Source organism: Sphingomonas sp. 3P27F8, assembly GCF_005502745.1.
Classification (GTDB): Bacteria; Pseudomonadota; Alphaproteobacteria; order Sphingomonadales; family Sphingomonadaceae; genus Sphingomonas.
In genome coordinates this window covers 15,484-30,279 of record NZ_SCNL01000010.1, presented here as the reverse complement: position 1 = coordinate 30,279, position 14,796 = coordinate 15,484, and the positions used below count along the sequence as shown (strand labels likewise).

Below are 14,796 nucleotides of genomic sequence, written 5' to 3'. Positions count from 1 at the left end.
GATGCCGGCTCGGCGAATGAACGGCCGATCTCCGACCCTGCCAGAAGATCACGCCAGGTCGATCGTCTCTTCCCTTAATCGGGGGGCGATTTGCTCGCGCCAGACGCGGAATAGCGGCCGGCACGTCAGGTTGAAGATGAACCAGCAGCCGAAGATGGTCGCGTGATGGAAAAATGCTCCCCAGGGCAGCTTCCCGTGTGCAAGTTCGTTGCGCAGCGCGGGCCCGGGCCGAAAGTTGAACAGAATGTCGATCTCATGGACGACGTCCTCACCAAGGATTGCTTCGAGTTCGGTGCGGTTCACGTCGAGCAATGCTGACAAGGTCCGATCACCTTGGATGAGGTCCTGCTCGATCTTCGACGGGTCGCGATTCGAAATCATTAGAATGTGCCGAAGCGAGTTTTCGAGCTGTGGAAACAGAAAATGGGCCGCGCTCGCATAATCGCCCTGGAATATGCGGGCAAAGCCCATCGCGAACATCGCATCGCGTCCTTGCGGCACAAAAGCACTGGCCTCCGCGATCGGGAGGAGGTGCCGTTCCTGAATCGAGATGCGGTCGGCGATGGCGATCCGCGCAGGCTCGATCTTGCCGCGGACCTGCTGGAACATGGCGATGTCCATGTGCCGGACAGCTTCAGCGCGATACCAGTCGTCGGATGGCTCCTCGCCCATCGTGAACGGTGGCACCCGCGCCATCTCGCGGCCCTCAGAATCGTAATAGCTCGCGCCGATTGAGGCGCCGAGCGGATGCTGCTCCGCCAGTTCAAGGGCGATTTTACGCAGATCCTGCTTGGAAGCCGGCTCCGCCATCATGCAGAACTGGATGCAGGCCTCGGCGAAATCGATTCCTGCAAAGTGCTCGGCGATAACCTTCTGATCATCGGCGAGATCGATGGGCGTGTGAAAGGTCCCGAAATCGTCGTTGGCCGACATCTGCAACAAGCGGAGCTCTTCGCGCAGCGTCTGCACGCGCTCGCGCGAGCCGGGAATGCTTCGCATCTCGCCGATTGCGGCCTTGGTCCAATGCGCCTTGACGGTTGGCTGATCGGACTGGTCGCGCATCTTGAGCGTCTGCTCGGCCGCCGCCATTCCGCATCGTGCGGCGTCGTCGTTCCGGCCGAGCCGATCGTGGCACGATGCCGCGACTAGCAAGACGCGCTTCAAAGCTTCGGGATAGGTATCGGCTGGGGAAACATCGGCCAGGGTCTCCGCGTCGTCAGCCACGGTGGCGAACTCCAAGATCTTGTAGTGAAGACCACGCTCCGCGATCTTGACGAATGCCACATAGTGCCGGCCGGTCAGAGCCGCGTCATAGCAGGCCCGCAAGGTATCGGTCAGGTCCGCGGAGACGTCGCCGCGCTTCCGGGTCAGCCCCGATAGCGCCGTCGCCCGCGCGAGCGGGGAGACGACATCCAGAATCGATTCCGCGCGCTCGGGCCAGCGCGGCGCGATCGTATTGTCGAGCCTGCCGCGGGCGATCGCGCAATAAGCGGTGATCGCCGTGGCGGCGGCCTTCCAGTGCTTGCGGCTATTGTAGAAAGCGAGATCACCGATCTTCGCGCGCAGATGCACGTTCGGCAGCGTATCGACAAGATTGGCTAGGATCGCCGACTGTTCGCCGACAATGTCATCGGGGATCATGCTACGCCGACCTTCGAGCACAATCTTGGGCCCGAACGGATTGTTCTCGTCGTCCGGCCGCACCGCGATCGTCATGATCCCCGCCAGCAGCTCGAGCGTGTCGGCGCGCGTATCGGCGCCGGCCTCGCGAGCTTCCCTGGCGACCGCGTAGAGGCGGGTTTCGACGGCATGTTCGTCCTGGTCCGCTACGGGGGCAAGCATTTCGGTGAGATCGACCGCCGCAATCATCGTCGCGGTGATCAACGGGCGAACGGGAGCGGCCGCCTCCGCCGCCCCTTCATCAAGAGGATCGGTAACGTCCCCACTTGGATTTTCGTTGTCTGTCACGAATGCACCCCTGAAAATGGAGATGGGCATGAGAAGCGCACCGGGCATTGTGACAGCGCCCTACTGCCGCGATTGCGCTATGCCCCGGTCGTTTCTCCGATCGCTGCGGCAAAGTTGTTCGAACCGTCCGGCAAGATCAGATACCGGATCGTCAGCGCGTCGCTTGTCGCCCCGCGGCTGTCGTCCTCGACTTGCAGAATCTGCACCGCCGCGAAAAAGCCGTTGGTATTGCGCAACACCGCGATCTCACCAACGCGCGGTGTACGGGAACGCGAGGTGAAGTCGTAGGCCGAGGCGTCGGTGATTTCGGCAAAGTCGCTCGCGCCGCGCGCGATCGCGACGCCATGTATTGACGGTGGGTCGTTCAGCAGATGGATGCTGGTATCGCTCGCCTTCGACCAGCGCGTCTCGAACGCGGTCGCGCCAGTCCCAATGACATAACGACCGTCATGAGCAGCATAATCAAAATTGACCTCGCCTGACAGCGCGCCCGAAGCTGGCGGCGGCAGATCGGACGCCTTACCGGCAGTCGGTGCCACACCGACCTTTTCAGCGATCTCCAAGGCAAGCTCGGCGGGCGTGAAGCGCTCGGCCGTTAGATATTGCATCGTGTCGGGAAGACCCGGAACCTCGGTCATATCGAAGCGCACGGGCAGAATGTATTCGCCGTCGTCCTTCATTTGGCGGCTGATCGCGGAGCGGCGCTCGTGCCGAGTCCAAGCCTTGGCGACATAGGCTTCAGAAATGAACATCACGACATATTGCGTGTCGCGCGAATAGATCTGGTGGAAATGCTCGGCACCGTCCTTTCCCCATAAGGCGTTGGCCTCGAACCTGTCGTAGAAGACAGCGATGTGACGGGCGGCGAGCGCCTTGGCGACGGCTTCCACATAGCCGCGTTGCTCGCCCGCAAAGGACAAGGCGACCTGATAGGGGCGCGCTGCCCGACCTTCGGATGCCGGCGCGTCATCATTCGAATTTGAGCCTACTGCTCCAACCGTGGCCTCAATATGGTCAGGGGACGGCGCCGACGCCGGTGGCGATACCGCTTCGCCTGCACGCCGAGCGCCCCCAACGGCGACCTGATCAAGGCCGACGTCGAACTGGCGAAAGCGGTAGTCGATCTTCGCGTACATCCCTTCGATCTTGACGTTAGCCAGATCTCCGGCGGATCCGCGTCCCATCATGCCGATCCATTTGTCGATGTCGGCGGCACCGCGCAGCACGGGTACGAGGTCGCGCGCGCGCAAAAAAGCCTGGTCTCGGCAAGCCTGATAGTTAATTTCCGGGACCGACTTCATGTGGCGCAGGGTCGCCAGCATCTCGGTCAACGCCGCGTCGAACGCTTTCTCGATCAGACCGATGAGCGCCTTCAGGGTGGCGCCCGAGCGCAGCATCCCGCGGGCGGCATGGCGTGTGGTAAGCGCGCCCGTTTCCTCGCGCAGACGATCGGCGGCGGCGTCGCGGATCGTGTAGAGGCGCGAGAGGAGATCGTTGATGGTGGGCTGATCGTCAGCTAGCATTGCGACCTTATAGTGGATCGTTAAATTTGGGGAACAGCGGCAAAGTTCCATTTTGCCTGATCCGCTTCAAGTCCGCGCTGACCCGAGCGAACACGGCTGGATCGGGCTCGTATTGCCGGCCAGCGAATGGCGGCTTGCGGCAAAAACAGCCAATCCGGGACGGGCGTTGAATGTCCGGGTCTGATCGTAAGCTGACGTTGACCATGTCTAAGGGCGATAGCACCTATTTGGATGGACGTGGCTCTTTGAAGCTAACGACTCAAGCCCAGTTTCTTTACTCGACAGTTCATCGTCGACCGCGGTCGTTATTCCAAATCACGTCAAAGTCCCCGTTTGTGGCGTAAATGGCATAGAGCCCCAGCCTTGCCGATGGTCAAGGCGGTGTCGGGGACCGCGCTTTGCTTGGGACATGTTCGTTTTACCCCGGCGAGGTTGAAGCGCCGTCGCTGAAAATCCGCGACGCCGTTTGAATGGCGGAAGAGAGTTCACAATCATCTGACGGCTTGGGCGACGCGCACTCGCAGCGCAATACTGCGCGCCAATCGAACGACTTACAGCCGTCTAGATTTCGATCTCCGCCCGTGACCCGACGGGAATGCGTGCTCGTGCTCGAAGCCCTCGCGGGAGAATTTGAGACACTCTTCGAACGCAAGAGTGGATAGGAAAATGGTAAAGCCCAAGCGCGGCCCGGTCCGGGCATATGCCTATATGCGCCTGTCCGTCGACAAGGAGGGCGGCGTGCCGCAGAGCATCGACGCCCAGCGCACCGCCATCCGCAGCTATGCCGCCAAGAAAGGCATGGTCATCGTCGAGGAGTTCGCCGACGCGGGGTTTACCGGCCAGAACGACAGGCGGCCCGAGTTCCAGCGAATGGTGCGGCAGGCGACGGCTGTTGATCACCCGGTCGACGTCGTAGTGATGTACATGTTCAGCCGCATGGCGCGCAACATGCAGCTCTTCTTCAACACAGTCGGCCGGCTTGAGGATGCCGGGGTTGAGGTAGAATCCGTCACGGAGGATTTTGGAACTGGCCGTGGCCAACGGATGGGCCGGACGATCGCGGCGTTGCTGAGCGAAGAGCAAGCTCGCGATGCCTCGCTCCTTACCAGCAAGAGCCGACGGGAGAATGCCCGTCAGGGATTCTATAATGGTGGTCCGATCTCGTTGGGCTACCGCAGCTACATAGCGCGGCAGGATGGAGAGAAAGCTCGAAAGAAGCTCGAGATCGTCGAGGATGAAGCCGTAATCGTCCGTCAGATTTTTGACTGGGCGGATGTCGGTCGTGGCGCTCGTTGGATCGCCCAGCAGCTAAATGCTCGTGGGCATAGCCTACGCGGCAGGAAGTTCACCAATGGCAATGTCGCAGGGGTTCTCGGCAACGAGCGCTATACCGGCGTCTATCATGATCGCACAGCCGACGATGAGGGCATCACGCCGGACGCCGAGGATGCGATCGCTGTGTCCTGCCCGGCGATCATCACGCAAGACCAGTTCGAGCGGGTCGCAGCGACCCGGGCGACGCGCAATCCGAGACGAACAGCGCCTCATGTCGCGGCCGGCACTACGCTCCTGACGGGGGTGGCGCGTTGCGGTATGCCTAATTGCGCTAGCGGCATGACAATCCGCACCGGCAAGGGCGGTCGCTATGCCTATTACACCTGCAACAACAAGGTGAACCAGGGCGGCAAATGCGCGTGCCCAAACATCCGACGCGAACTGCTCGACGGCGTCGTTCTCGACGCGATCGAAGAACGACTGCTCGAGCGCAACAGGCTGCGCGAGCTGCTGGCAGGTGTGCTCGACGTGTCACAGGCGCGCACGGAGGAACGCGAGGTTGAACTGGCTCGCGCTCGTGCCGAGCGAACCCGGCTCGAAAGCGCCACCAAAAATCTGCTGATTCTTATTGAGCAGGGCACCATGAGTCCGCGCGATCCGGCGTTCGCTGAGCGGATGGCAATAAACCGGACGGCATTGGCGGGTGTGATCAGCCGCATCGATATTCTTGAGGCTCAGTTGGCCAGGGGTAAGCGGAAGATCGACGAACGCACCGTCGACCGCTTCGGCGATATGCTGCGAGATAAGCTCCGCGGCGAGGACAACAGCTTACGCTCGGCCTATCTGCGGATGTTCGTTGCAGAGGTTCGCGTTGGACCGAGCGAGATCATCATCTCAGGTCCAATGTCGGCGCTGGAAAACGGCCTTGCCGTTGGACTTCCCGTCAAAGAGGGCACGGTGCCCATCTTTGACCGGGAGTGGTGCCGCTTACAGGACTCGAACCTGTGACCCCCGCATTACGAATGCGATGCTCTACCAGCTGAGCTAAAGCGGCCAGGACACGCCAGCGAGCGTGTCGAGGCGCGGCGCCTAGCAGGAGTATCAGGGGCTTGCAAGCGCGCTGTTGTTTACGGCTCCTTTACCATGAGTGGGCACAATCGCGGGCGTTACCGACAGATGCGTCGAGGGGAATTTATGGACACCGCCCGCGGCTTCGATGATGGCCGGCCACATGACAATGATCCGGCCGACGGCGGGGTAGGTGAGCCGATGGAAGCGATCGGCACGGATGAGCGCCGGATGCACGTGCGCGCCTATAACCACTGGGTTTCCTTGCTGAAGGGGCGGCCATATCCGTCGATCGAGGATCTCGATCCCGCCGGCATCGCCGATTTCGGCGCGCACAGCGTGTTGCTGGATTTCACGCGCGGAATCGACGACCCCGAAATCCAGTTCCTCGGCCGCGCGCTGCGCGAAGAATGTGCGTTGGATCACGCGATCACGCGCATAGCAGATGTGCCGGCGCGCTCGCTGCTGTCGCGGCTGACTGACCATTATCTGCAGATCATCGCCAATCGCGCTCCGATCGGCTTCGAAGCCGAATTCGTCGGCCGGCGCGGTTACCAGACGCTCTATCGCGGCATTCTGATGCCATTCTCCTCCAGCGATGACCAGATCGACTTCATCTATGGCGTCATCAACTGGAAGGAAGTACTTGGCGGCGACGAACAGGCGCGGTTGGATGTTGAACTTGCCGCCGCGATGCGCGCCGCGCCGGCAGCGACCGCCGAGGCCCCTGGCGACGCGCCCGAGGTTTGGGCTGACGGGCCGAGCCGGCGCGTGGACGCGGCCGATGCCGAGGAGGCGGTGGCGCCGCATTCGCTCGGTGACAGGCTGGCGCTCGCGCGGGAAAGCGCGGCTGCGGCGCGCGCCTCCGATGTGCGAAGCCGCTCGGCCTTGTATCGTGCGCTGGGGCGAGCGCATGACTTCGCGCTCGCCGCCGGGAGCGATGCGGATGGTCTCGGCGAGTTGCTGGAGGATGCCGGCCTCTCCCAGCAGGCGCGCGCGCCGATGACGCCGATCATCAAGCTCGTGTTCGGCGCGGATTATGACAAGACGCGCATTACCGAATTCGCCGCCGTGCTGAGCTTCGCGCTTCGCGAAGGCGTGCCGATGGGCGGACTTGGCGCCTTCATCGATCAATATCCCGCTGGCGTGAAGGGTATCGTCGCGGCCGAACGCGCGCTGCGTCGTCCCGCGAAGGTGATGCGGCCGGCGCCATCGACCGATCGCAAGGCTATCGCGCACGTCTCGCTCGATACGGGCGCCGTCGCGGGCGAGATCGTCGTGCTGGTGGCGCGCGCGAACGGAACGGGCGAACTCGACGTGCTGGGCGCGGTCGCCAATGATCCGCGACTTGCGACACGCGCGCTTGCGGCGCTGGACTGATTCGGCGCTCGACACGTCTGACCAGGGCGGCATCGCCGAAAGAAAATTCCGTTAGCGCGATAAGTCCTGGCTCGCGATGCCAGGCGCGCTCTGCCGGGCATATGCCAGCGCGGCGTGCAACGTTGCTGATCGCGCGCGCTTGGCGCACTATCGCTGCCGATCCTGCGTGGCATATGCTTGAAAATTGCGAGGATGCTCGATGCGGCGGGGTCCGCCGTCTCGGACTGGAACAGCCCGCCAGAATCCACGCCGCGACAATCGTGGATTGTCGCATTTGTCACAAGTCTTGAGCCGGGCGGCGCGTGGGCGCATAGCGCCCGCCTATGACCAGGTCATCGCTCAAGGCGCTTTCGGAAGCGCTCGCCGCCCGTCTCACCCACCGCGCACTTCCGGGGGAGCTTCACGGCTTCGGCCCAGCCGAGCAGACGGAGGCCGCCGGCTTCCTCGCCGCGACCGCCGAGCGGCGGCCCCCGGGCACGGTCGCGATCGCGCTGGAACAGCTTCCCGGTGACGCCGGCGCTAGGCGCCAACGGCTGGCGATCGTCAATGACGACATGCCGTTTCTCGTTGACTCGATCGCGGCGGCGATCGCGGCGCATGACATTGCGATCGATCGCATCATCCACCCGGTTATCGCCGTAACGCGTGGGGCCGACGGCGTTATCAAGGGCGTCTCGGATGCCGATGGCGCGCGCGAATCGATGGTCTATATCGAGATGCAGCGCGCCGATGCGCGCGAGCGTCGCGATCTCGTCGCCGATATCGAAAGCGCGCTCGCCGATGTGCGCGCGGCCGTTTCGGACTGGCGGGCGATGCAGGCCACGCTCGCCGCCGATGCCGGATCGATCGAGGATACTGGGGGGTCGAGTGAGGGCGCCACGCTGATGCGCTGGTTCCTCGATCGTCATTTCACGCTGATCGGCCACCTGCGCTGGTTCGCGGATGGACGTGGGTCGGGCGAGGCGCTTGGCATCGCGCGCAATCCGCACAAGGTGCCGCTGCTCGCCCAGCGTTCGCTTGAGCTGGCGCTGGCATGGTTCGCCAAGAATGGCGGCGAGGCGCCGCTGCTGCTGAAGTCCAGCCTGATCTCCCCGGTGCATCGCCGCGTGCCGATCGACCTCATTATCGTGCCGGTGATCGAGGGCGGCAACTACGCCGGGCTGTCGATTCACGCCGGGCTGTGGACGAGCGCCGCGCTCGCCGCGCCGCCGCGTGCCGTGCCGGTGCTGCGCCAGCGTCTGGCGGATATGGAGGGGAAGTTCGGCTTCGATCCGGCCGGCCACACTGGAAAGGCACTGGCGCACGCGATGGGCTCGCTGCCGCACGATCTGGTCATCGCCTTCGATCAGGAATCGCTCGAGCGGCTGGCGCTGATCGCGATGAGCATCGCCGATCGCCCGCGCCCGAAGCTGGTGCTGGTGCGCTCGCCGCTCGGGCGGCAGTTGTTCGGTTTCGTCTGGCTGCCGCGCGACGAACTGACCACCGCGCGCCGCGTCGCCATCGGGGATATGATCGCCGATGCCGCCGGCGGGGCGATCCTCAACTGGACGGTCGCGATGGAGGACGGCAGCACCGCGCTGATCCGCTATACCGTTGATCTGCGTGGATCGAGCGGGATGCCGGACGAGGATGCGCTCGACGCGCAGCTTGAGAAAATGGTGCGCGGCTGGGTTCGCGATGTCGAGGCCGCGCTGATGGAGCGTCTGCCGGCGCCGCGCGCGGCGCGCCTTTCGCTGCGCTGGGCGGCGGCCTTCCCGATGAGCTATCGTACCGTCGGCACGGCGGAGGAGGCGGCCGAGGACGTGCTGCGGCTTGCCGAACTTGATGGCGCGGAGGATCGCCAGGTTAATCTCTACCCAGCCACCGCGGGCGAGCAGCGCCTCAAGATCTACAAGACCAACGGCCCGCTGGCATTGTCGGATGCGGTGCCCGTGCTGGAGAATTTCGGCTTTCGGGTGATCGGCGAATGGGCGACGCGCCTGCGCGAGGAAGCCGAAAGCTACGTCCATGATTTCACACTGGAGGCGAACGAGGCCGACGGCGCGGTGGCGAAGGAAGTGCTCGAGGGCGCCGTCGCCGCTGTGCTGAAAGGCGAGGCGGAGAATGACGAGTTCAACCGCCTTATCCTCGATGTCGGCATCGCACCGGATGCGGTGGTGCTGTTGCGCGCTTGGTTCCGCTATCTGCGGCAGGCGGGAATGAGCTACGGCCTCACCACCGTCGTCGATGCGCTCGGCCGTGCGCCCGCCGTGACGCGCGCGCTTATCGATCGGTTCATCCTCACCCACAAGCCCGGTGCGAAGGGCGATGATGCGGCGGTCGATCACGCGATTGAAGCGGGGCTAGAGGCCGTGGTCGCGATCGATGACGATCGCATCCTGCGCGCGTATCGCGCGGTGATCGGCGCGACGCTGCGGACCAATGCCTTCACCGATGCGGCGCGCGAGGCGCTGGCGTTCAAGCTGGACAGCGCGAAGATACCTGGCCTGCCGGCACCGCTGCCGTGGCGCGAGGTGTGGGTCTATTCACCGCGCGTGGAGGGCATCCACCTGCGCGCCGGGCCGGTCGCCCGTGGCGGCCTGCGCTGGTCGGACCGGCGCGACGACTTCCGCACCGAGATCCTCGGCCTGATGAAGGCGCAGCGCGTCAAGAACGCGGTGATCGTGCCGACCGGCGCGAAGGGCGGCTTTTACCCCAAGCAACTCCCGAACCCTGCGGTCGATCGTGACGCCTGGCTGGCGGAGGGGACGGAGAGCTATCGCATCTTCATCCGCACGCTGCTGTCGATCACCGACAACATCGTCGGCGGGAAGGTGGTGCACCCGAAGGGCGTCGCGATCCTGGATGACGACGACCCCTATTTCGTCGTCGCGGCCGACAAGGGCACCGCGACGTTCAGCGATGTCGCCAATGCGATCGCGCTGGAGCGTGATTTTTGGCTGGGCGACGCCTTCGCCAGCGGCGGCTCGGTCGGCTATGACCACAAGGCGATGGGTATCACCGCCAAGGGCGCGTGGATCTCGGTGCAGCGTCATTTCGCCGAGCGCGGTGTGGACGTGCAAACCCAATCGATCCGGGTCGTCGGTTGCGGCGACATGTCCGGGGACGTGTTCGGCAACGGGATGCTGCTAAGCAAGACGCTGAAGATCGTCGCGGCCTACGACCACCGCCACATCTTCCTTGATCCCGATCCAGATCCCGCGACGAGCTGGAACGAGCGCGCGCGCCTTTTCGCACTGCCGCGGTCGAGCTGGGAAGATTATGACAAGGCGTTGATTTCCAAAGGCGGCGGCGTCTTTCCGCGCAGCGCCAAATCGATCAGATTGACCCCGGAAGTGAAAGCCGCGCTCGATATTGCGGTGGATGAGATCGAGCCGGCCGGGCTGATCTCGGCGATCCTGAAGAGCCCGGTTGACCTGATATGGTTCGGCGGCATCGGCACGTACATCAAGGCGGCGGCGGAGAATAACGCCACCGTCGGCGATCCCGCCAACGATCGTCTGCGCGTCGATGCGGAGGACGTGCGCGCGATTGCGGTGGGCGAGGGGGCGAACCTTGGCGTCACGCAGGCGGCGCGCATCGCGTTCGCCGCGCGCGGCGGGCGCATCAATACCGACTTCATCGATAATTCGGCCGGCGTCGATTGCTCGGATAATGAGGTGAATATCAAGATCGCGCTCAACCGCGAGATGATCGAGAAGCGCCTCGCGTTCGAGGATCGCAACCAGCTGCTCGTGTCGATGACCGATGACGTGGCGCACTTGGTGCTGGAGGATAATCGCCTCCAGACGCTCGCGCTGTCGATCGCGGAGGGCGATGGTGCGCGCGGGCTGCCGAGCTATGTCCGCGTGATCGAGATGTTCGAGGATGCCGGCCGCCTCGATCGCAAGGTAGAGGGCCTCGCGTCGAATGACGAGCTTCTGCGTCGCGGCATCGAAGGGCGCGGGCTGACCCGGCCGGAGCTGGCCGTGCTGCTCGCCACCGCCAAGCTCGCGTTGCAGGAGGCGATCGAACATGCCGCGCTCGCCACCGATCCGGCGATGAAACGCGATCTCCATGCCGCCTTCCCGCCGGCGATGCGGGAACGGTTCGGCAAGGCGATCGACGAACACCGGCTGCGCGGCGAGATCGTCGCCACCAAGCTCGCCAACCGGATCATCAACCGCATCGGCGTGCTTCACCCGTTCGAGCTTGCGGAGGAGGAGGGCGCAGCGCTTTCCGACATCGCGGCGATGTTCGTGGTGGTCGAGCGGCTGTTCGATCTGCCCACGCTGTGGGGCGAGATCGAGACGGGCGCGATGCCGGAGGCCGCTCGGCTAGCGCTGTTCGACGAGGTGGCGGCGGCTACCCGTTCGCAGATCGCGGATCTGCTGCGAGTCACTGCGCCGGGCACCGCGCCGGAGGCGGTGCTGAAGCGGATCGGCAAGGGCTTCGCCAATCTCGACGCGCATACCGGCGAACTGCTGCTTGAAGAGGCACGCGCGCAGAGCGGGCGCATCGTTGCCACGCTGGAAGCTTCGGGCGCCCCGGCGGCGCTGGCCGGCAAGGTCGTGCGACTGTTCGAGCTGGACGGCGCGATCGGCCTCGCGGATCTCAGCGATCGCCTGCGGCTTGACGAAACGAAGGTCGCACGTGCCTTTACCGGGCTGGGCCAGGCGCTCGGGCTGGATTGGGCGCAGACCAATGCGGCGCGCATCATTCCCAGCGATCCGTGGGAGCGGCTGCTGATCGCCGGGCTGGCGCGCGATTTCCAGCAATTGCGCTTCGATTTCCTCGGCCGCGCCGGAAAGGGCGATCCCGGCAAGCTGGTCGATGAATGGCTGGGTGCCAATGGTGCGCGCGTGGCGCAGTTCAAGGCGCTGGTCGATCGTGCCCGCCACGCCCCCGCGCTCAATGCCGCGATGCTCGCACAGATCGCGGGTCAGGCGCGCGTATTGCTCGGTCGATAGGGGCGGAACGCCCGCAGGGTCGCCTTTCCTTCAGTGGAAAAGGCGACCCCTCCCGATTTGTCGGCAGAGCCGGTGACAAGCGTATCGCACCCCGCTAACGCAACCGCGTGAGCGCGCTTCGTCGCCTTTTGCGAACCTTTCCTCTACTTGCCGTGCTGATCGTCGCGGCAACGCTGGCGGTGCGCGTGCTGGTGCCGGCGGGCTTTATGCCGACGCTTGATAATGGCCGCGTCGTGATCGGCATCTGTAGCGGTTACGGACCGACGATGATGGCCGTGTCTGTCCCGGGCCTCGAACAGGTGCACCACACCGGCGACGAAGGCGATCAGGCGCGCAGCCCGTGCGCCTTCGCCGATCTCGCGCTGCCGCTGATCGGCGGGGCGGATGCGATCCAGCTTGCGCAGGCATTGCTGTTCATCCTCGCGATTGCGCTGCTGCTCGCTGTCACCCTGCCGCCGCGCGCCGCCGCGTGGTTGCGGCCGCCCCTGCGCGGGCCGCCCCTGATCGCCTGACCCGACGGGCCGCGCCCGCTCGACAACCAGCGACATATCCGGCGCGCCACCGATGCGCGCCGCAAAGGGGATTCTCATGTTCAGGACCATTCAGGCGGCGCTGCTCGCCTCCACCATCATTGCCACGCCCGCCTTTGCCGATCCGACTGACGGCGCGGATGGAAAGCAGCCCGATATCATCGTAACCGCTGCCGCCCAGGCTGGCGATCCGGCGGTCGTTTCGGAGGCGCGCCAGCGGCTCGCGCGCACGCCGGGCTCGGTATCCGTGGTGGCGGCCGAAACCTATGAGGATCGCAGCGTCACCGGCATCTACGATCTGCTGCGGGACGTGCCGGGCGTGCTTGCCAACAAGCGCTATGGCGATGAATCGCGGCTGTCGATCCGTGGCTCGGGGCTGGACCAGAGCTATCATCAGCGCGGCGTGCTGCTCGCGCAGGATGGCGTGCCGTTCGCGGATGCGGATGGCTTTTCCGATTTCCAGAAGATCGATCCGCTCGGCGCGCGCTATATCGAGGTGTACAAGGGTGGCAACGCACTGCGCTTCGGTGGTGCGCAGCTTGGCGGCGCCGTGAACCTCGTCACCCCGAACGGCAAGACGGCGGAGACGCCGTTCGATTTTCGGCTGGAGGGCGGCTCGTTCGAAACATATCGGGTGCGGGCGGCTGCGGCTGGGAAGGCGGGGTCGTTCGATTATTACGCCTCGGTCCACAGCTATCATTCCGACGGCTTTCGCCAGCAGGAAAAGTCGGACGTGACGCGCGGCACGGTAAACCTTGGCTACAGCTTCGGCGAGGATAACGAAGTGCGGCTGATCGGCTATGCGGCCGATATCCGCCAGGGCGTGCCTGGCGCGCTCACGCTGAGCGATGCCCTGAACAATCCGCGCTATGCCGGCGACGGCGTGGTGGCGCGCAAGCAGGCGCGCGACCAGACGGTGGAACGCGTCACGCTCCAGACGCGGCTGCGCCTCAGCGACAATGTGGTGTTCGAGGGCGGCGCCTATGCCACGCAGACCGATCTTCACCACCCGATCTCGATCGTGATCGATCAGGATACCGACACGCAGGGGCTGTTCGGCCGCTTCGACGTGTCGGGCGAGATCGCCGGACATAAGGCGGACCTGTTCTTCGGTGCCTATTACCGTCAAGGCGGCACCGAGCAGAACCTCTACTTAAACTTCGGCGGCCAGAACGGCCCGCGGATCGGTGACGCGCAGCAACTCGCAAGCGGGCTGGACGTGTTTGCGGAGGGGCGCTTTTTCGTCGTGCCCGAGCTGGCGCTCGTCGCGGGCGGCTCGTGGGGCCGTGCCACGCGTGACTACAAGAACCGGCTCGCCAGCAAGGCCGACGACGTGAGCTACGACTGGTTCGCGCCACGTATCGGCCTGCTGTTCGAACATGGCGCCACGCAGGTCTATGCGAACTATACCCGCTCGGTAGAGCCGCCGCATTTCGGCGCGCTGACGCAGACCAATACCAGCGGCTCGCTGTTCGTGCCGCTCGATACGCAGCGAGCCTGGACGGCGGAAGCAGGCACGCGCGGCCGCGCAGGCGCCTTCACCTGGGACGTGGACTATTACCGCGCCGATATCGATGGTGAATTGCTGAGCTTCCTGCCCGCCGCGAATCTGCCCGCGGCGGTGTTCAACGCGGGTCGCACGCGGCACCAGGGCGTGGAGGCGAGCCTCGACTGGCGGATCGCGCCCGGCCTTCGCCTGCGCCAGACCTATGCCTGGTCGGATTTCCGCTTCGTCAACGATCCCGTCTATCGCAACAATCGCCTGCCGGTCGCGCCCGAACACCAGTATCGCATCGGCGTTCGCTACGATGGCGCGCACGGCGTTTATCTGGAGCCGTTCCTCGACTGGCGGATGAAATCGGTCTGGGTGGATTATGCCAATACGATGAAGGCGCCGGGTTATGCCGTGGTGAATATCAGCGGCGGGTTCGCGGTCGGGCCGGCGACGATCTTCGTCGATGCGCGAAACCTTGCCGACAAGCGATATACCGCCGAATTCGCCGCGATCACCGATGCCAGCCAGCCCGGCATCAATCGCGCGGTCTTTTTCCCGGGCGAGGGCCGTTCAGTGTTCGGCGGTGTCCGCTTCACTTTCTAATCGGA

Annotated in this window: 7 protein-coding genes and 1 tRNA gene; 5 read left to right on the top strand and 3 right to left on the bottom strand. The window is 64.5% G+C overall.

The window, feature by feature from the left end:
- Nucleotides 1-48: 48 nt before the first annotated feature.
- Both FFS35_RS12615 and FFS35_RS12610 read right to left on the bottom strand, forming a co-directional pair.
- Nucleotides 49-1,968, bottom strand: a complete 1,920-nt coding sequence (locus FFS35_RS12615; RefSeq protein WP_171007616.1) for a DUF4209 domain-containing protein — start codon at nucleotides 1,966-1,968, stop codon at nucleotides 49-51.
- A 77-nt stretch (nucleotides 1,969-2,045) separates the two neighbouring features.
- Nucleotides 2,046-3,491 carry a TIR domain-containing protein gene (locus tag FFS35_RS12610; RefSeq protein WP_171007615.1) on the bottom strand — a complete coding sequence of 482 codons (1,446 nt, stop codon included), beginning with the start codon at nucleotides 3,489-3,491 and terminating at the stop codon, nucleotides 2,046-2,048.
- Nucleotides 3,492-4,157: 666 nt separating this feature from the next.
- Here FFS35_RS12610 and FFS35_RS12605 point away from each other — a divergent pair.
- Complete coding sequence (locus FFS35_RS12605; protein ID WP_137787452.1) at nucleotides 4,158-5,774, top strand: recombinase family protein; 1,617 nt, start codon at nucleotides 4,158-4,160, stop codon at nucleotides 5,772-5,774.
- Here FFS35_RS12605 and FFS35_RS12600 read toward each other — a convergent pair.
- Nucleotides 5,745-5,820: transfer RNA gene (locus tag FFS35_RS12600), tRNA-Thr, on the bottom strand. The two genes, FFS35_RS12605 and FFS35_RS12600, sit on opposite strands and share 30 nt — an antisense overlap.
- A gap of 140 nt (nucleotides 5,821-5,960) precedes the next feature.
- Here FFS35_RS12600 and FFS35_RS12595 point away from each other — a divergent pair.
- The 4 genes from FFS35_RS12595 (at nucleotide 5,961) to FFS35_RS12580 (ending at nucleotide 14,791) form a co-directional block, all read left to right on the top strand.
- The gene (locus FFS35_RS12595; RefSeq protein ID WP_137787451.1) at nucleotides 5,961-7,214 is read left to right on the top strand and encodes a hypothetical protein; all 1,254 of its coding nucleotides are present in this window, start codon (nucleotides 5,961-5,963) and stop codon (nucleotides 7,212-7,214) included.
- 323 nt (nucleotides 7,215-7,537) lie between these two features.
- Nucleotides 7,538-12,163 carry an NAD-glutamate dehydrogenase domain-containing protein gene (locus FFS35_RS12590; RefSeq protein WP_137787450.1) on the top strand — a complete coding sequence of 1,542 codons (4,626 nt, stop codon included), beginning with the start codon at nucleotides 7,538-7,540 and terminating at the stop codon, nucleotides 12,161-12,163.
- A 107-nt stretch (nucleotides 12,164-12,270) separates the two neighbouring features.
- Nucleotides 12,271-12,675, top strand: a complete 405-nt coding sequence (locus FFS35_RS12585) for a hypothetical protein (protein ID WP_249341610.1) — start codon at nucleotides 12,271-12,273, stop codon at nucleotides 12,673-12,675.
- 76 nt (nucleotides 12,676-12,751) lie between these two features.
- Nucleotides 12,752-14,791 carry a TonB-dependent receptor gene (locus FFS35_RS12580; protein WP_137787449.1) on the top strand — a complete coding sequence of 680 codons (2,040 nt, stop codon included), beginning with the start codon at nucleotides 12,752-12,754 and terminating at the stop codon, nucleotides 14,789-14,791.
- The last annotated feature ends 5 nt before the right edge of the window (nucleotides 14,792-14,796 follow it).